Raw genomic sequence first — 17,553 nt, forward strand, 5'->3', positions numbered from 1 at the left:
TACCTCCTGAAAAACTCTCATAGAGATAGAAACGGTATAGTGAGCAGCTATCTTTTATTGCAACAGGTTACTTTAGCTCCTCTTCATCATGACCATCAGATTCAGCCATGACATGTGGCTGAGGATCAAACCAGCGACCCTCTTCATCATTATTAAGCGTTTCACGCAGGGTGTAACCACGGGTATTTGAGGTTTCGAAAAAGATTCGCGACATCATTTCGGCCAACACACCGGTGGTGATAAATTGCAGTGATACCACCAACAGGAAGATACCGATCATAAAGAGTGGCCGGCTACCAATATCCTCACCCAAGAACAATTTAACCCCCATCAACCAGGTCATAATCAATGAGCCGACAACCCCCATACCTAGGCCAAGGTAGCCGAAAAAGTGGCCGGGACGCGCCTTAAATTTAAGGAAAAAGAACACCACCAACAGATCAAGAATAACCCTGAAGGTACGCGACAAACCGTATTTTGACTCACCGAACTGTCGAGCATGATGGTCCACAACGGTTTCACCAATGCGTGAGGGTTTCGTCACTGAGGCAACCCATACCGGAATAAAACGGTGCATCTCACCAAACAGACGTACCTGTTTAATCACACTGGCACGATAGACTTTAAGACTGCAGCCGTAATCATGTAAATTAACGCTGGTTACTTTTGCAATCAATCGATTAGCTTGTCGGGAAAAGAACTTACGGGTCGACTCATCTTCCCGTTGTTTACGCCACCCCTGCAACATATCCAGGTCGCGCTCTTCCATCTCCACGATCATCCGTTGAATATCCGCAGGATCATTCTGCAAATCGCCATCCATAGTGACAATAATCTCACCACGGGCAGCATCAATACCCGCTTGCATCGCCGCGGTTTGACCAAAATTACGCTGCAGCTCAACAATCCGCAGGTGGTCGCCCCACTGCTCCTGAGCCTCAATTAAACGCCCAACAGTTTGATCCGGGCTTCCATCGTCGACGCAGATAAGCTCCCACTTACCGGAATAATCACTAAGGCACTCATGCACCCGCTCTACCAGCGGAAACACACAGTCCTCTTCTTTATACATCGGTACGACGATCGATAATGATTTCATAAATTACCCGGATTCAGGACATTAAAATAGTGTTTGGACTCTATCACAAAGCCCTTTTTATATGAAGGAAAGGCGGTAGTATCTGCACTGCAGCTCATTCAGTTTCAGCTCACAGATCCTTCACGATGAAATACTTTAGCCACCAGCCAGCCTAATACAAAGGCGACAAATGACATTAATAATAGAAATAGATGTAACTGCACCGCTACTTTTAGTAATGCAGTGGTATCGATCGCATAAAACTGACCCGCTAGCACAAAGGCTGCTTCAAACGTGCCAGAGCCCGCCACTCCGTGAATCGGCAAGATAGATGAAAGATCGGCCACAGCCACACTCGTCACCGCTTGCGCTAAGGTTAACTGAGATAACTGCAGCACCACCCCAAGGAACGCCAATAGCTTGGTCAGCCACACCGCATAGGTAGTTATCACAATGGCACCGAAGTGCCCGCCACGGGTCGGCAGGTCGCTGAATGCTTGCGCTAGTTTAGCCAGTTTTACATGACTAAAACGGCCTAACAACCACACCACTAACCTTTTGCCCTGATTAAATAGCAACAGGCCCGACACCGTTATGACAGCCAGCCCCAATGAAGCCCAAGGACTAAACTGCCAGAGCGCCAAAATACCCGCCACCGATAGCAATGCCACCAGATCAAGCAATCGATATAACAGAAGATGAGAAGATGAGTGCACCACCCCAATGCCGAAATAGCGTTTGATCAACACCGGAAAAGCGACTTCACCGGTACGCATCGGTAACAGATTATTGAGTAGGTTATGATTGGTGCTGAGGTAAAACATCTGCGGATAACGCGTGCTGGGTAAGGCAAAACTCACCTTAATCCGCAACGCTCGTAAAGCATTACTGGTTAACGATAACACGACTAATAATGTCAACGTTGCACCGTCAAACCCCTGCCAAGAGGTTAACAGGCTATACCAACCGATCTGATATTCCACTACCGCCAGGGTGATTAAAAGAATCACCACTGACAGCAGTAGTTTAAGCAGTTGTGCTCGACGCATCAGCTGATTGTTTCACCTTTGGCTTGCAGATCAGCATGATAAGAGGATCTTACCAACGGACCGCTGGCAACCTGAGAGAAGCCCAGTTCTTTGGCGACCTTAGCATATTCATCAAATTCAGCTGGCGTCACATAGCGATCAATCGGCAGATGATCACGGCTAGGCTGTAGATATTGGCCGATGGTCAACATATCCACATCATGAGCGCGCAGATCTTTTAGTACTTCAAAGATCTCCTCCTTAGTTTCACCCACACCCACCATCAGGCCGGACTTAGTACGGACATCAGGACAGCGTTGCTTATACTTCTGCAGCAGATCGAGTGACCATTGATAATCAGCACCAGGGCGCACTTTACGATACAAACGCGGTACCGTTTCCATATTGTGATTAAACACATCAGGCGGTGTCTGCTGGAGAATATCCAGTGCAATATCCATCCGACCACGGAAGTCTGGCACTAGGGTTTCAACCTGAATAGACGGCACAGCCTTACGCGTTTCTGTAATACAACGGGCAAAGTGATCGGCACCACCATCACGCAGATCATCCCGGTCTACCGACGTAATTACCACGTAGCGCAAACCCATATCAGCAATGGCTTCCGCTAACTCTTTCGGTTCATTCTCTGGTAGAGCTTTAGGACGACCATGGGCCACATCACAGAAGGGGCAGCGACGGGTACAGATGTCGCCCATAATCATGAACGTCGCCGTCCCATGACTGAAACACTCGCCCAAGTTAGGACAACTCGCTTCTTCACAGACTGAGGCAAGTTTATGCTTGCGCAGTTTATTCTTAATTCCCTGCACTTTAGGCGTGGTACCCAGCGAGACTCGCAACCACTCGGGTTTACGAAGAATCTGATCCCGCTCAGTGGGGATAACCTTGACTGGGATACGGGATACTTTTTCAGCCCCCCGCAGCTTTACACCCGCTTCCGCGCGTTTCGGCTTATCGTCCGCAGACCCTGCACTTTGCACATTTACGCTATTTTCAGACATCTATACCTTCCAACGAGTTAGCATTGGCGCGCTCGTTATATTCGAGTCTTTTCACCAGTATTTCTATAAGTGAATCCTTAACGGATTCCCTGTCGAGGGTTTCGACCAGGTTTTTCAGCCGGGTAACTGATAAACCGGCATAACCACAAGGGTTAATCCGATTAAAAGGTTCGAGATCCATATCTAGGTTAAAAGCTAGTCCGTGAAACGAACAACCTTTACGTACTCGCAATCCCAGCGAGCAAATTTTTGCTTCATTAACATAGACACCCGGGGCATCGGCCTTCGCATACGCCTCAACACCATACTGTGCCAGTAACTCAACAATACTAGCCTCCATACGGGCGACCAGTTCTTTAACGCCAAACTTCTTACGGCGGATGTTCAATAAAAGGTAAACCACCAACTGCCCTGGGCCATGATAGGTCACCTGACCACCGCGATCGACCTGCACCACCGGAATATCACCGGTGCTTAACAGATGTTCTTCTTTACCGGCATGCCCTTGAGTAAACACGGGCTGATGTTCCAGCATCCAGATCTCATCAACCGTTTCGGCAGTGCGGGCGGCAGTAAAATCCTGCATGATTTGCCACGTCGGCTGATAGTCCACCAGCCCCAAATCACGAATAACAATCTGTTCAGCCAAATCCATCATATCACCATCGTGACACGGCCTGTCTCTAACAGATCCTCATGCAGTGCTTTCAGTTGCTCATGACCTGTGGCCGTAATTTTCATACGAATCGATGTAAAGGTGCCTTTGCTGCTCCCCTGTAAATCAATTTTGGTAATATCGAGATCAGGCGCATGGATACGCACAACATCAATTACCAATGATTGAAAATCCGGCCCATCTCGACCGATCACCTTAATAGGGTAATCTGGACAAGGGAACTCAATTTTCGGAGCTTCTGGTTTCGTTTCTTGTGCCATAACTATCTCTCGACTACTCAGCCGTTCATCAGATCATTTTGATAACGCGTAAACAGCTCAAACATTCTCGCCCATAAAGGGCCTTTTTTTCCATCAGCGACGGGTTGACCATCGATTTCGATCACCGGCACCACCGCCCGGGTTGAACTACTTACCCAAACCTCGTCGGCCGCTAGCAATCGAGCATAGCTGATATCCGCTTCCCGCATCGCAATGCCATCTGCAGCCGCCAGCTCGAGGATCAGTTCTCGGGTCGTTCCACCGAGAATCTCTGAGCCGCGTTTAGGCGTAAAGATAACGCCCTGCTCTACTAACATCAGGTTACAGGAAGCACCTTCCGTCAGCAGGCCGTCGCGGATCATCAACGCCTCCTGCACACCCATCTGTTTCGCCTGTTGCATCGCTAATATATTGGGCAGCAAGCCGGTACTTTTAATGTCACAACGTCCCCACCGCAGATCCTCGGTAACGATTGCTCGAACGCCAGATACCGCATCAGGCCCCGCATTATAAATATCCTTGATCGGATTACAGCAAGCAAAGATAGTCGGCACCATCTCGGCATCATAGATATGGCTACGACGCCCCGAGTTACCCCGGCTAATCTGTAAATAAACCGACAGATTACCACCACCATTCAATGTCACTAAGCGGGTAAGAATGGCCTCCCAATCTTGCTCAGCCACAATCTGTATGGCCTGCAAGCTATGCTGCAATCGCTGTAGATGCTCATCCAAGCGAAAGCCGACACCGCGATAAAACGGAATCACTTCATAAACACTGTCACCAAACAAAAAGCCTCGGTCAAAAACCGATACTTGGGCTTGGTCTTCTGCAATATAGTGACCGTTCAGAAATACTGTCTTCATCTTCCCTTAACGACAGAAGCCCGAACTCAGAAACAGAGTTCGGGCATCCGTGCCTCAAAACCTATCGATCAGTTGATCAGGTTATAAAAGAATAACGCTATGGCATCCCATATACGTTGCAACAATCCAGCCTCAGCAATACTTTCCAAAGCCACCACTGGCGCTTCTGCGACGACTTTATCTTCCAGCATAACTTTCAAAGTACCAAAGCTCTGACCTTTTGCAATCGGCGCCTTAATCACTTTATCCAGATCTAAAACGGCTTGTAACTGTTCGCCTTCACCACGCGGAATAGTAATCGCCATCGCATCGGTCAAGCCGACTTTCAATTGACTTTGCTGACCCGCCCACACCTTGGTAGTTTCCAATACTTGACCGGCATCATACAGCTTGTGAGTACGGAAATAACGGAACGAATATGCCAGTAGTTTCTGGCTTTCCTGGGCACGGGCCTCTTCACTGCTAGTGCCCATCACTACGGTAATCAGGCGCATACCTTCCCGTTTAGCCGAGGCGACCAAACAATATCCTGCCGCATCGGTATGGCCGGTTTTCAAACCATCAACAGAATCGTCACGCCACAGCAGTTTATTGCGGTTTGGCTGACGAATCTTGTTGTAGGTAAAATACTTTTCAGAATAAACGCCATACTGCTCGGGATAATTCTGGATAATGGCCCGTGCTAGCAAAGCCAAATCAAACGCCGATGAGTAATGATCATCCGCGGGCAACCCGGTCGCATTCAAGAAATGGGTATTCTCCATCCCAAGCTGTGCGGCATGCTGATTCATCATATCGGCAAACGCCGCTTCACTACCGGCAATATATTCAGCCACCGCCACGCTGGCATCATTACCCGATTGAATAATGATACCTTTGAGTAGGTCACTCAATAGAACCTGGGTACCTTCTTGAATAAACATCCGTGAACCCGGTGCGCGCCACGCTTTTACAGAGATAGGCACCAGATCATTCTTACTGACATTACCTTTGGTCAGCTCACCTTCGAGGATATAGCTGGTCATCATCTTCGTCAGGCTCGCGGGAGGGAAACGCTCGTTCTCCCGGCTGGCCATGATAACCTTACCAGTATCGGCATCCATAACAATATAAGCCCGGGCGGCCACTTGCGGTGGTGCAGGGGTAATCTTAGCCGCCTGAACCGGCAGCGCAAAGATGCACATGGATAACAACATAAGGCGAATCAGAGTAGAGCGAAAAACTAATTTTCTAATCATAGTGTTATAGATACTTTTTTACGGTTACAGAAGGTCTAGGTACTGCTCAGACCTAAAAACAGGCTAAAGGTTCGCGAACAATTCAGCGGTTTCCCATAGCAGATCCATTTAAGCGCGCCTAGTCTACCAAATGTGGACGCAGATAGCCTGCCGCTTCAATCCTTGATACGATTTCTGCCAAGTTTGCGTTTAACTTAACCGGCCCAACTTGAACCCGATACAGTGTTCGGCCCGGCCGCTGCAACGGCACAATTCTCACTTGATACCCCGGCAGCATTGTCTGCAACTCTTGCTGCGCTTCAATCGCCGTTGTTTCCAGTCCAAAAGCCCCCACTTGCAGATAACGCGTACCGTCCCCTGGGGTTATCTTTTCCGGAGCGGCTGGTGCAGCACTAATAACCGCTGCAGATGAATGACTCCAACTGGCGGGATCAATTGCTTCAACCTCGACATTGGCCGTGCCTTGACCCAACATATCCAGTTTCGATGCCGCCGCATATGAAAGATCAATGACCCGCCCACCATGAAACGGGCCTCGATCATTAACCCGCACAATCACCTTTCGGCCATTTGCTAAGTTAGTCACCTGCACATAACTCGGCAAGGGCAACGACTTATGCGCGGCCGTCATGGCATACATATTGTAGGTTTCACCATTCGAGGTTTTATGGCCATGAAACTTCTTGCCATACCATGAAGCAACACCACGCTCTTTATAACCATTGCCAGAGGCCATCACATGGTAGGTTTTACCCAGTACCGAATAGGGGCTCTTATTACCCCCACGGCTTTTAGCTTCGACTCTAGGCACGGCATTCGGCACATGGGATACATCAACCTCGGCCGATGGGCCGTAATCCTTATCCACAGCATAGCGCCCTCCCGATGAAGAACAGCCCGCCAATAGTGCGATCAATGACAGCACCAGTAGATTGAGGATAACTCGGCTCATGTTAATTAACCTGCGTTTGCTTTATGTTTTTCAGCAACAGCCTGACCCAGTTCATAAACAGCCATGGCATATAACCGACTATGATTGTAGCGGGTAATCACATAAAAGTTATGTAATCCGAACCAATGTTGAAACTCGCCGTCTTTTTCTAACCGCATCAGCGTCGCTTTGCTATCAAGATTCAGGTCTTTACGGGTGCGAATACCCCGCTCGGCCCACTCGGCCAAGGTCACTTCTGGTTTCAGGCTACTATTGATCCAAGCCTCATCCGCCATTTGCTGCATGACCACATTAGAGCGTACCGCTTCACCTTTTTTCCAGCCGTGGGCGCTAAAATAGTTTGCCACACTACCAATCGCATCAACCGGATTGTTCCAGATATCTTTTTTACCATCGCCGTCAAAATCAACCGCAAAACTTCTGAAGCTACTCGGGATAAACTGACCATAACCCATCGCTCCGGCATAAGAACCTTTCAACGCAAACGGGTCGGCTTTTTCTTCACGTAACAGGTAAAAATACTCTTTTAACTGCCCTTGGAAAAACTTACCACGCGGCGGGTAATCAAATCCGAGGGTCGATAGTGCATCAATCACTCGATAGCTGCCCATATTACGGCCATAACGGGTTTCAACGCCGATGATCGCAACAATGATATGGGCCGGAACACCATATTCTTTCTCAGCCCGCTGCAGAGCAGCACTGTATTGATGCCAGAACTCAACACCCTGCTTAATGCGCGCATCCCGCAAGAAAATATTACGGTATTCACCCCAGTTCAGTCGCTTTTCAGCTGGCCGAGTGATCGCCTTCAGAATGCTTTCTTGACGTTCAGCCGAGCGCAGAATCGTTTTAACCTCAGCCTCGTCAAAGCCCTCTTTTGCCATATTGGCAATAAACTGTTGTGCAGCAGGATGATCACCATAGCCATGAGCGGCAACCTGTGTACCCCATGCCAAGCCGCTACAGAGCACAACGCCAGCTAGCAATCCTGAAAATTTAGTTCTGAACATATCACCCTACCTTAATTTGCCACCATCTTCATGATGGCATTCCTAAACATTTGTGGCGCTATTAAAAGTACTCTCAGCAGTATCCTGACTTTATCACAGAGTCACAACAACAAAACGGCTGAGTTATTATGTTTATTTATGCCCCGGCTTAATGACTGATCATCTGCCGGTGTGCTTGCACCGACATTAGCAGCCCAAAGCCCGCCATGAGCGTCACAATGGAGGTACCACCATAACTGACCAACGGTAGCGGCACACCAACCACCGGCAAGATGCCACTAACCATACCGATATTAACAAACACATAAACAAAAAAGGTTAGCGTCACACTGCCAGCCACTAATCGACCAAAGCTGTCCTGCGCTTTCACCGCGATCACCAACCCGCGGCTGATAATCAATAGATAGATAAACAGTAACAATAAGATACCGATCATTCCGAACTCTTCGCCCAATACTGCGATAATAAAGTCCGTATGACTCTCGGGAAGAAAGTCCAACTGCGATTGGGTGCCAAGCATCCAACCTTTACCCTCAATCCCCCCGGAGCCAATAGCCGCTTTAGACTGGATAATATTCCAGCCAGCGCCTAGCGGATCACTCTCCGGGTCGAGAAAGGTCAATACCCGCTGCTTTTGATAATCTTTCATCACCATCCACAATCCCGGCAGCCCTGCCGATGCCACCAGCAAGGCGCCAAAGATATACCGCCAATAGATCCCCGAGAGTAACAACACAAATACCCCCGATGCGGCAATCAGCAAGGATGTACCAAGATCTGGCTGCTTCATGATCATCACGACCGGCACAAAGATCAGTACCAGCGAAATCGCAATATGACGAAAGCTCGGCGGCAGTGGCCGACTGGCCAGATAACAAGCCACCATCAACGGCAGCACCAGCTTAACAATCTCGGCCGGTTGGAAACGAAATCCGGGCAGGGCAATCCAGCGCTGCGCCCCTTTAGCGCCTACGCCAACTAGCAACACCGCCAATAACAAGCCGATACAGACGACATACATCGCGGGAGCCCAACGGGCGAACAGCTGCGGTCGCAACTGCGCCAGAATCGTCATAATCACCAATCCGGCCCCCATGCGAATTGCTTGCCGGATGACATAGCCCATATCGCCACCGGATGCGCTATACAGCACCAGCAAACCATAGCCACAAAGAATCAAAATAAACAGTAACAACCAAGCATCTAACCGAGTATAGGACCAAAAGCCTCGACGTCTGGCTAGATGGGGTTGGGCATCGGGCATAGTACGTTGGAAATCAGCCACCGGTTAAACCCTCTGTTACCGCGTCAGCTTGCTCTGTCTGATCGTTGTTTGCGGCTTCAGCATCCTGCTTTTTAAGCGCCATAAAAGCATCAATGACCTTGCGCGCTAAAGGTGCCGCGGTGCTCGAACCACCACCACCATTTTCAACGATCACCGACACCGCAATTTCCGGTTTATCTGCCGGCGCAAAAGCGAGAAAGAGTGCATGATCCCGGTGCCGTTCAGCCAAGCTTTCTGCATCGTAAACTGCATCCTGTTTAATACCGACCACCTGAGCGGTGCCGGTTTTACCCGCGATCTGAAAATCCAAGCCACGGCCAACCTTGCGCGCCGTGCCTCTCGGCCCATGCACAACCGCCACCATCGCATCGATAATGCGCTGCCAATACTGATTATTTTTCAATTTAATATCCGGTAGCACCGCACTGGTTCCCTCCAGCCCGCTAATCTCAACAACACTGCCCTCAACTACCTTGTGATCCCGGTTTTCATTATGAGTCATCACCCCTTTGAGCATCCGAGGCTGTTTCCAAACACCACGATTGGCCATCACCGCCGAAGCCGTTGCCAGTTGCAATGGGGTTGTCAGCATCCAGCCTTGACCGATACTCAAGTTAAGGGAGTCACCAGAAAACCAAGAACCACGCCCGGTGCGTTTTTTCCAAGCTTTAGAGGGCAGAATGCCCGGCAAGGCTTCCGGCAGATCCAGACTCGTCACCTGACCAAAGCCAAAACGCCCCAAATAGTCGGAAATAATATCCACCCCTGCGCGGTTGGCAACATCGTAAAACCAGACGTCACAAGATTGATAGATCGCCATCTCTAACCCAACCTTGCCGTGACCGCCGTGTTTCCAATCACGATAGCGTCGCCCGCCATTGGTTAACGTATAGAAGCCCGGATCAAACACCGTGTGAGAAGGACTCACTGCCCCACTGTCAATAACGCCCATGGCAACCATTGGTTTGATAGTAGACCCAGGCGGGTATTGCCCTCGCAAAGCCCGGTTAAACAACGGCAGATCGGGAGATTCACGCAGTGCTTTGTAAGCTTTGGTACTAATACCGGTAACAAACAGATTAGGGTCATAGCCGGGATTACTTACCAGCGCCAAAATACCGCCAGTTTTCGGATCGATAGCCACGATCGCCGCCCGCCGCCCCTCGACCAGTTTTTCTGCCGCTTGCTGCAAGCGAATATCGAGGTGCAGAACAATATCTTTACCCGGCACCGGGTCGGTCTGCTCAAGCACCCGCATCACCCGCCCACGGGCATTGGTTTCAACCTTGTGATACCCCACTTCACCGTGCAACAGTGGTTCATAAAAGCGTTCAATTCCCAGCTTGCCGATATAGTGCGTACCACTGTAGTTTTTGTTATCGACCCGCTTCAACTCTTTCTCGTTAATACGGCCAACATATCCCAGTGCATGCACTAAGCTGGCGCCAAAGGGATAATAACGAATCAGATCTGCTTCGACCTGAACCCCCGGCAAACGCTGATAATTAACCGCGATACGGGCAATTTCATCATCGGTCAGACGAAAACGTAGCGGTACCGTTTCGTAAGGACGACGCCGCTGTTTCAACCGCTTACGGAACGACTCTAGCTCTCGCTCTGAAATAGGAATCAGGGTTTGCAACTCGGCTAAAGTCGCCTCAAGATCGCTCACCTTCTCCTTCAACAGCGTAACACTGTAACTCGGTCGATTTTCAGCCAACAACGTGCCATTACGATCGTATATCAGCCCCCGCGTCGGTGCGACCGGTTGTAGCTGAATACGATTATCGTCTGAAACAGCGGCGAGTTGATCATGCTGTACGACTTGCAGGAAATAGAGTCGGCCAATAAGAACACACAGCAGTAATAGCACGATCACAAACGCAACCACCGACCGTGCCAAAAACACCCGTCCCTCTTTGGTATGATCTTTCAGGCTATCAAAGGCTGACATCGAAGTAACTCGTCACAGAATGGGATTCACAGGTAGGTAATAATCGGTTATTTATGATAAGGGTGGCCCTGCAAAATACTCCAAGCCCGGTAAAGCTGTTCAGACAGTAGAATGCGCACCAAGGGATGCGGCAGTGTCAGGCCGGACAACGACCATTTCTGATCAGCTATGGCGACACACTCAGGCGCCAGCCCCTCAGGCCCACCGACCAATAAACTGACATTTCGCCCAGACATCTGCCACTGTTCCGCCTGTTCTGCCAGTTGCTCGGTGCTCCAGTTGCGGCCACCCACTTCAAGAGCTATCACCTGATCGCCCTTAGGGATCGCCGCCAGCATCAGTTCGCCTTCTTGACGTTTCGCACGGGCTAAATCAGCCCCTTTGCCTCGATGTCCCAAAGGGATCTCCACCAGTTCCAAAGAAAATTCGTGCGGTAGGCGTTTCTGATACTCATTAAACCCTTCGGTGACCCAGCCAGGCATCTTGGTGCCTACGGCAATAAGGCGTATTTTCATTCTAAGACCAGTATCCTTCTCTCTCTGGTGACAACTCGACTAAGTCAACCTGAACTAAACAGTTTCCTGCTCAGCCACGCTATCAAAGCCCCACAGTTTCTCAAGGTCGTAGAAGCTACGAGCATCTGGCATCATCACATGAACCACTAGGTCTCCGAGATCCACCAACACCCATTCACCGGTGTCCACACCTTCAATACCCAACGGCATGACACCCTGACGCTTCATCTCTTCTTGCACATGTTGTCCTATAGACATCACATGACGCTTAGAGGTTCCGCTGGCAATCACCATCCGGTCAGTCACTGTTGATTTATTGGTGACATCAATCTCGACAATATCCCGGGCTTTCATATCATCAAGGGCTTCACGTACAGCGATGATCATCTGATCCATTTCCATTAGTAATTATTTACCTTCAGTTGGTTGCTCATAATCATAGAGCTTGTTTTGTTTTATATAGTCCCACACCGCATCCGGTATCAGATAGCGAGGCGAGTGGCCGGCACGGATCAACGCTCTGATCTGTGTCGCAGAAATTCCCAGCGGCGTCAGTTCACGAAAAATCACTTGGCCAGCCGGTAACTGCAGCATGGTATCGATATCATGAACTTCGTGATTCATGCTTATCTGCTGCATCTGTTCGCAGGGCTCATAAATCCATCCCGGACGTTTGACCACCACAATATGACAAAGATTAAGGAGTTCCTGCCAGCGATCCCATTGTGGCAGAGAAAGATAGGCATCCATACCCAGTATCATACAGATCGGGACCTTTTCACCCAGTTCACGACGAAAAGATTCCAGCGTCAATACAGTATAGGAAGCATCAGCCGAGATAACCTCTCGATCTTCGGCCACCAACGCTCGTTCGTCAGCAACGGCCAAACGCACCATATCGAGACGCTGCTGACCGCTACGCTCGGGTTGTTTGCGATGCACCGGTGCCTTTGATGGCATCAATGTCACCTGTTCAACACCTAACCACTGTTGAATTTCCAGCGCAGTGCGCAGGTGACCATTATGGATAGGATCAAAAGTCCCACCCATAAAGACCTTTACCGATTGGCTCATCACGTATTATTGACGGACATGACCATCACCAAGCACCACATATTTTTGCGAGGTTAAGCCTTCCAGCCCAACTGGGCCTCGGGCATGTATTTTGTCGGTAGAGATACCGATCTCAGCCCCTAGGCCATATTCAAACCCATCAGCAAAACGGGTCGACGCATTTACCATCACGGAGCTGGAATCAACTTCGCGTAAAAAGCGACGGGCGCGGGTGTAATTTTCAGTAATAATGGAATCAGTATGATGGGAGCCGTAACGATTAATATGCTCAATCGCTTCATCCATATCGCTAACCAGTTTAATCGACAACACCGGCCCTAAGTATTCGGTTTCCCAATCGGCTTCGGTGGCAGCGTTAATACCTGGCAATATTGCACAGGTTTTCTCGCAGCCACGTAGCTCAACCCCAAGTGAGCGATACTGGCCTGCTAACTCGGGCAAAATATCTTCAGCCCGGGCCTCATGTACCAGCAACGTTTCCATGGTATTACAGGTACCGTAACGATGTGTTTTAGCATTAATCGCCACATTGATCGCTTTAGTTTTATCGGCATCATTATCAATATACACATGACAAACGCCATCAAGATGCTTGATGACCATCACCTTCGCATCACGACTCACCCGCTCAATCAGGCCCTTTCCACCTCGCGGCACGATCACATCAACATATTCAGGCATGGTAATAAGTTCACCCACTGCCTCGCGATCCGTGGTCTTCACCACCTGGACGGTATTTTCTGGCAGCCCAGCAGCCTTCAAGCCCGCTTGAATACACTCAGCTACCGCTTTATTACTGTGAATAGCTTCGGAGCCGCCTCGCAAAATGGTTGCGTTGCCAGATTTCAGGCACAAACTAGCAGCCTCAACGGTCACATTTGGCCGAGATTCATAAATAATACCGACCACTCCGAGTGGCACTCGCATTTTACCCACCTGAATACCACTCGGCAGATAATTCATATCGGTGATCGCACCGATCGGGTCCGGTAGTGTCGCCACCTGACGCAAACCTTCGATCATCGTGTCGATTTGAGAGGGTTTCAGTTCCAAACGATCCAACATAGCATCATCAAGACCATTCACACGGCCCTGTTCTAGGTCTTTAGCATTCGCCGCAACCAATGTTTCGCGGGCAGCATCAATCGCCTCCGCCATCGCCAGTAGCGCACGGTTCTTTATGCCGGTGTCAGCTTTCGCGATTGCACGTGAGGCGACACGCGCCTGCTGCCCCAGTTCTGCCATATACTCTTTAACGTTCATAACCTTCCTTCCCCCTCGAGACCGGGCATTATAACCTGCCCGACAGCGGGGGTCATCGACAGAGAAAGCAAAACAGAAAAAAACCCGTTTTTGCAGGGTAACTTAGCTGCTATCATCTGCAGGCTCTACTACCCCGGAATAATTACCGTCGGAATATGGATAAACCGCTACGCTTTTCAGTCATGATTCATCAGCGCACCCAGTTGATGATCACACTCGCCTGCATTTTGCTCGCAGGCTTGCTGCTGTCTGGCATCTACCTATCCGTTGTGGCAGGCAAGATAGCCCAACAACAAACCCGACAGCAAGGCACGCTGCTAGGCCAGCAAACAGTAACGATGATCAAACCTGCCCTGATGGCAGGCGACTCGGTGAGTCTCAATTTCATTCTCAACCAACTTGTGCAACAGCCCAGCATTGACGCCATTATCCTTAATGACCCTAAAGATCGCCTATTAGGCCGGGCTGGCGATATCAAACACGATAATCTTATTCACCAAGAAATACTCATTCGGCAGCAACAAGAGACCCTCGCAATTCTGGAACTGCGTCTTAACCCCGCATCAAACAAAGCCAATCTCAACGCCATTCTGATGCAAGCCGCCATCCTAGCCCTAATTACCGTCATTTTAGCGCTGCTGGGCTGCTGGCTTTTCCTTAATCGCAACAGCAAGCTTGAGCAAGCCAACAGTCTGCCAACAACTCATACGGGCAATACTCCAAACCACAGCCCGAGCAACATCCCTAACAGTACAGAACACCCCCTAATAGCGACACCTCAGCAGAAAAGCAAAAAGAAAAAGAAGAAAACGCCTGATAACGAAGCACTCGTTGATCTACTCAGACCCGCAGATGACGCCCCCCATATGCCAGACTTCGCGCCTTTTTCTGATCATAAAGAGAGTGCGCCAGAGGAAGAATATGACGCCGATATAGAGTTCACTCTGATCGAAGAGGTCGAACTGGAAGCGCCACCGCGTCACAAACGCAACCCACTATTTGAAAACAGCAAGCATGAAGTTCAGCTCGACCTTTATGCCTTTGAGCAGGAACTGGAGCTAATCGTCCCGGCTGACCAAGCCGGCTACCTACTCTATCTCGACCTATCATCCGGCCACTCCGATAACCTGCAAAGCGAAGAATTACAAACGTTACAGGCATACTATTATCGAATGCTCGATATGGTAATCACCATTTACCAAGGCGAAGTCGCCCGCCTCGATAACGGCGACCTACAATTGGCCTTCCTAAAACCACATAAAGATGATGCCCACGGCATCAACGCTATCTGCGCTAGCCAACTATTTAACCGTCTATATAAACTATTTAATCAGCAACGCATTCGCAGTTTTCAACCTGTGCTCAATTTACATATGGCATTAGTGCGGGGGCATTACCAAAAGCTCGCTCGCATGCAGGAAGAGGCTCGCTACCTCACCCACAGCACCGACAGTAATGAACTGATCACCCACACAACGCTGAGCGAAGCCCCTGACCTAAAAGTGAGCTTACTGGCGGGTGCCGAGATCGTCCGTGCCGAAGAAGATAAGGTATTGGTTAAATCCGTTAACGAGAACTATCAAAAACTGCTAGATAAACAAGCACGACACCTGCTTAGCAAGCTGCTTCCATAGACGCTAACGCAGGTCAAGAAGCCTAACAGGCTAACCTTGGAGCAACCCCAATCACTGCTTATGCTATACGATTAAAGCAGTACAGATCGACCTCGTTTTTTATTTATCGTGTATCTGTATCGTTTACTTAAGCTCACCTATACTCACCCCTCTTCATTTGTACGCTCTGACCTAAGGTAACACCATGTTAAACGACCTCATTATTCTCTTTATCGCGGGTTTTCTTGGCGGTATCTTAAATTCAATTGCTGGCGGCGGCAGCTTTATCACCTTTCCCGCTCTACTATTTGCCGGCGTACCGCCGATCAGCGCTAATGCCACCAACACCTTCGCCTCATGCTCTGGCTACATGAGCGGCACCTGGGCCTTTCGCAAAGACCTTGCAGAGATCAAAGATCAACTGCCTCACTTTATTATCATTAGCCTACTGGGCGGCATCAGCGGCGCTTGGTTGCTATTACAAACACCGGAAGCCTCATTCGAAATGGCCGTGCCTTGGCTGCTACTATTTGCCACCTTGCTGTTTATTTTTGGCGGCCACCTCAATCGCAGCCTCAAAAAGCTCAGCACCAAACATCGCCACGCCTCCTCAGCCGGTGCTGCGCTGCTGATCATTCTATTGTTTGGCGTCTGCCTGTATGGCGGTTTTTTTAATGCGGGCCTAGGCATTATTTCATTAAGCTATCTCGCCCTCGCCGGGCACACCGATATCAACCGGATGAATGGATTAAAACTGCTGATCTCAACCTTCGTCTCACTGATCGCTATCGTTTTGTTTGCCTATGATGGCGTCATTGCTTGGTATGAAGGCTCAATTGTTCTGGTCGGAACTGTGCTTGGCGGCTATATGGCTGCTCACCTGTCTCGCAGACTGCCACAACAACTCGTGCGCAACTTCGTTATCATCGCCAGTATCGGTATCACCCTATACTTTTTCTATGATGCCTATCTGGTCAAACCGGTCTTAGGGGGCTAGCATAACGCTAAACAATAAAGGTCTAAAAAGACCGGGCATTCAACCATGGAAATGATAACACTGCTGCTGTTTATACCCACCTGCTTTGCATTAAATATGTCACCGGGGCCTAACAACCTGCTGGCAATGAGTAACGCAAAACGCTATGGCTTTCGCAGCGCTGTTATCGCCGGCGCAGGCCGCTTACTCGCTTTCTGCGGCATGATTTTCCTCGCCGCGACTGGGTTAGCGGTGGTGCTACTGGCCTCGGAAAAAGTATTTATTGCTGTTAAGGTCGCCGGGGCCTGCTATCTGTTCTGGCTAGCCTTTAAGCTCTGGCAAGCCGACACAAGCCAATCGAACGAAATACCCAACAGCACAAAAAAAACACTGTTCGGCTTAGCCCAGCAAGAGTTTTTGCTGGCGGCCGGCAATCCTAAAGCGATACTGTTCTTTACCGCCTTTTTGCCACAATTCACCAACCCGGCGGCGCCTACAGGCCTACAGTTCTTCCAGCTCGGCATCACCTTTCTGATACTGGAATCCATCGCAATAACCTCCTATGCACTGTTCGGCATCTATCTGCGCCAGTGGTTTGCTCAACCCCACAAAAGACGCTGGTTTAATCGTAGTTGCGCCACCTTACTTGGCAGTGCTGGAATCGGCTTACTAGCCAGCCGCCAACACTAAGACAACCCTGCTAGAACGCCAAGATATAGCCTTTCGCCTAGCTC

General features: G+C 49.6%; 18 protein-coding genes. 3 read left to right on the plus strand and 15 right to left on the minus strand.

Annotated features, from left to right (window positions below; translation table 11 throughout):
- Window positions 1-67: 67 nt before the first annotated feature.
- The 15 genes from AC0L4K_RS16795 to AC0L4K_RS16865 all read right to left on the minus strand — a co-directional run bounded on the left by AC0L4K_RS16795 (window position 68) and on the right by AC0L4K_RS16865 (window position 14,230).
- Entirely contained in the window at window positions 68-1,099 is a 1,032-nt protein-coding gene (locus AC0L4K_RS16795; RefSeq protein WP_417223548.1) for a glycosyltransferase family 2 protein, read from the minus strand.
- Between the two features lie 104 nt (window positions 1,100-1,203).
- Window positions 1,204-2,127 (minus strand): lysylphosphatidylglycerol synthase domain-containing protein, encoded by a 924-nt coding sequence (locus AC0L4K_RS16800; protein WP_473267283.1) that lies wholly within the window; start codon window positions 2,125-2,127, stop codon window positions 1,204-1,206.
- On the minus strand, window positions 2,127-3,131 hold the full coding sequence (lipA, locus tag AC0L4K_RS16805) for a lipoyl synthase (protein ID WP_417223543.1): 1,005 nt from the start codon (window positions 3,129-3,131) through the stop codon (window positions 2,127-2,129). Before lipA ends, AC0L4K_RS16800 begins: the two co-directional genes overlap by 1 nt.
- Window positions 3,124-3,786 (minus strand): lipoyl(octanoyl) transferase LipB, encoded by a 663-nt coding sequence (gene lipB / locus AC0L4K_RS16810; RefSeq protein WP_473269243.1) that lies wholly within the window; start codon window positions 3,784-3,786, stop codon window positions 3,124-3,126. Before lipB ends, lipA begins: the two co-directional genes overlap by 8 nt.
- Window positions 3,786-4,067, minus strand: a complete 282-nt coding sequence (locus AC0L4K_RS16815; RefSeq protein ID WP_417223537.1) for a YbeD family protein — start codon at window positions 4,065-4,067, stop codon at window positions 3,786-3,788. Before AC0L4K_RS16815 ends, lipB begins: the two co-directional genes overlap by 1 nt.
- Window positions 4,068-4,084: 17 nt before the next feature.
- Window positions 4,085-4,936: a D-amino acid aminotransferase gene (locus AC0L4K_RS16820; protein ID WP_473267285.1), complete on the minus strand. Its 852-nt coding sequence runs from the start codon at window positions 4,934-4,936 to the stop codon at window positions 4,085-4,087.
- Between the two features lie 68 nt (window positions 4,937-5,004).
- Complete coding sequence (locus AC0L4K_RS16825; RefSeq protein ID WP_417223532.1) at window positions 5,005-6,174, minus strand: D-alanyl-D-alanine carboxypeptidase family protein; 1,170 nt, start codon at window positions 6,172-6,174, stop codon at window positions 5,005-5,007.
- Between the two features lie 118 nt (window positions 6,175-6,292).
- Window positions 6,293-7,126: a septal ring lytic transglycosylase RlpA family protein gene (locus tag AC0L4K_RS16830; protein ID WP_473267287.1), complete on the minus strand. Its 834-nt coding sequence runs from the start codon at window positions 7,124-7,126 to the stop codon at window positions 6,293-6,295.
- Window positions 7,127-7,131: 5 nt separating this feature from the next.
- Window positions 7,132-8,139, minus strand: coding sequence for a lytic murein transglycosylase B (gene mltB / locus AC0L4K_RS16835; RefSeq protein ID WP_473267289.1), 1,008 nt, complete (start codon window positions 8,137-8,139; stop codon window positions 7,132-7,134).
- Window positions 8,140-8,287: 148 nt separating this feature from the next.
- On the minus strand, window positions 8,288-9,403 hold the full coding sequence (gene rodA, locus AC0L4K_RS16840; RefSeq protein WP_417224012.1) for a rod shape-determining protein RodA: 1,116 nt from the start codon (window positions 9,401-9,403) through the stop codon (window positions 8,288-8,290).
- 13 nt (window positions 9,404-9,416) lie between these two features.
- Window positions 9,417-11,378: a penicillin-binding protein 2 gene (gene mrdA / locus AC0L4K_RS16845; protein ID WP_417223526.1), complete on the minus strand. Its 1,962-nt coding sequence runs from the start codon at window positions 11,376-11,378 to the stop codon at window positions 9,417-9,419.
- A gap of 47 nt (window positions 11,379-11,425) precedes the next feature.
- Window positions 11,426-11,893 (minus strand): 23S rRNA (pseudouridine(1915)-N(3))-methyltransferase RlmH, encoded by a 468-nt coding sequence (rlmH, locus tag AC0L4K_RS16850; protein WP_417223524.1) that lies wholly within the window; start codon window positions 11,891-11,893, stop codon window positions 11,426-11,428.
- Between the two features lie 54 nt (window positions 11,894-11,947).
- Window positions 11,948-12,295 (minus strand): ribosome silencing factor, encoded by a 348-nt coding sequence (gene rsfS / locus AC0L4K_RS16855; protein ID WP_417223523.1) that lies wholly within the window; start codon window positions 12,293-12,295, stop codon window positions 11,948-11,950.
- Window positions 12,296-12,301: 6 nt separating this feature from the next.
- Window positions 12,302-12,967 (minus strand): nicotinate-nucleotide adenylyltransferase, encoded by a 666-nt coding sequence (nadD, locus tag AC0L4K_RS16860; protein ID WP_417223520.1) that lies wholly within the window; start codon window positions 12,965-12,967, stop codon window positions 12,302-12,304.
- 6 nt (window positions 12,968-12,973) lie between these two features.
- Entirely contained in the window at window positions 12,974-14,230 is a 1,257-nt protein-coding gene (locus AC0L4K_RS16865) for a glutamate-5-semialdehyde dehydrogenase (RefSeq protein WP_417223518.1), read from the minus strand.
- Between the two features lie 155 nt (window positions 14,231-14,385).
- Between AC0L4K_RS16865 and AC0L4K_RS16870 the strand changes: the two genes are divergently transcribed.
- From AC0L4K_RS16870 to AC0L4K_RS16880, 3 genes are all read left to right on the plus strand, one after another.
- On the plus strand, window positions 14,386-15,864 hold the full coding sequence (locus AC0L4K_RS16870; RefSeq protein WP_473267290.1) for a hypothetical protein: 1,479 nt from the start codon (window positions 14,386-14,388) through the stop codon (window positions 15,862-15,864).
- Window positions 15,865-16,048: 184 nt separating this feature from the next.
- A complete protein-coding gene (locus tag AC0L4K_RS16875) occupies window positions 16,049-16,840 on the plus strand; it encodes a sulfite exporter TauE/SafE family protein (RefSeq protein ID WP_473267291.1) in 792 nt (263 codons plus the stop codon).
- A gap of 45 nt (window positions 16,841-16,885) precedes the next feature.
- On the plus strand, window positions 16,886-17,509 hold the full coding sequence (locus AC0L4K_RS16880; protein ID WP_473267293.1) for a LysE family translocator: 624 nt from the start codon (window positions 16,886-16,888) through the stop codon (window positions 17,507-17,509).
- Window positions 17,510-17,553: the final 44 nt, after the last annotated feature.

It is taken from the genome of Amphritea sp. GJ51-11, assembly GCF_055808735.1.

Excerpts from the sequence above, each read along its gene's own strand:
- AC0L4K_RS16875 (WP_473267291.1), top strand. The coding sequence starts at position 16,049 with ATGTTAAACGACCTCATTATTCTCTTTATCGCGGGTTTTCTTGGCGGT.
- nadD (WP_417223520.1), bottom strand. The coding sequence starts at position 12,967 with ATGAGCCAATCGGTAAAGGTCTTTATGGGTGGGACTTTTGATCCTATC.
- lipA (WP_417223543.1), bottom strand. The coding sequence starts at position 3,131 with ATGTCTGAAAATAGCGTAAATGTGCAAAGTGCAGGGTCTGCGGACGAT.
- AC0L4K_RS16800 (WP_473267283.1), bottom strand. The coding sequence starts at position 2,127 with ATGCGTCGAGCACAACTGCTTAAACTACTGCTGTCAGTGGTGATTCTT.
- rodA (WP_417224012.1), bottom strand. The coding sequence starts at position 9,403 with ATGCCCGATGCCCAACCCCATCTAGCCAGACGTCGAGGCTTTTGGTCC.
- AC0L4K_RS16880 (WP_473267293.1), top strand. The coding sequence starts at position 16,886 with ATGGAAATGATAACACTGCTGCTGTTTATACCCACCTGCTTTGCATTA.
- rlmH (WP_417223524.1), bottom strand. The coding sequence starts at position 11,893 with ATGAAAATACGCCTTATTGCCGTAGGCACCAAGATGCCTGGCTGGGTC.
- AC0L4K_RS16865 (WP_417223518.1), bottom strand. The coding sequence starts at position 14,230 with ATGAACGTTAAAGAGTATATGGCAGAACTGGGGCAGCAGGCGCGTGTC.
- lipB (WP_473269243.1), bottom strand. The coding sequence starts at position 3,786 with ATGGATTTGGCTGAACAGATTGTTATTCGTGATTTGGGGCTGGTGGAC.
- rsfS (WP_417223523.1), bottom strand. The coding sequence starts at position 12,295 with ATGGAAATGGATCAGATGATCATCGCTGTACGTGAAGCCCTTGATGAT.
- mltB (WP_473267289.1), bottom strand. The coding sequence starts at position 8,139 with ATGTTCAGAACTAAATTTTCAGGATTGCTAGCTGGCGTTGTGCTCTGT.
- AC0L4K_RS16795 (WP_417223548.1), bottom strand. The coding sequence starts at position 1,099 with ATGAAATCATTATCGATCGTCGTACCGATGTATAAAGAAGAGGACTGT.
- mrdA (WP_417223526.1), bottom strand. The coding sequence starts at position 11,378 with ATGTCAGCCTTTGATAGCCTGAAAGATCATACCAAAGAGGGACGGGTG.
- AC0L4K_RS16870 (WP_473267290.1), top strand. The coding sequence starts at position 14,386 with ATGGATAAACCGCTACGCTTTTCAGTCATGATTCATCAGCGCACCCAG.
- AC0L4K_RS16815 (WP_417223537.1), bottom strand. The coding sequence starts at position 4,067 with ATGGCACAAGAAACGAAACCAGAAGCTCCGAAAATTGAGTTCCCTTGT.
- AC0L4K_RS16830 (WP_473267287.1), bottom strand. The coding sequence starts at position 7,126 with ATGAGCCGAGTTATCCTCAATCTACTGGTGCTGTCATTGATCGCACTA.
- AC0L4K_RS16820 (WP_473267285.1), bottom strand. The coding sequence starts at position 4,936 with ATGAAGACAGTATTTCTGAACGGTCACTATATTGCAGAAGACCAAGCC.
- AC0L4K_RS16825 (WP_417223532.1), bottom strand. The coding sequence starts at position 6,174 with ATGATTAGAAAATTAGTTTTTCGCTCTACTCTGATTCGCCTTATGTTG.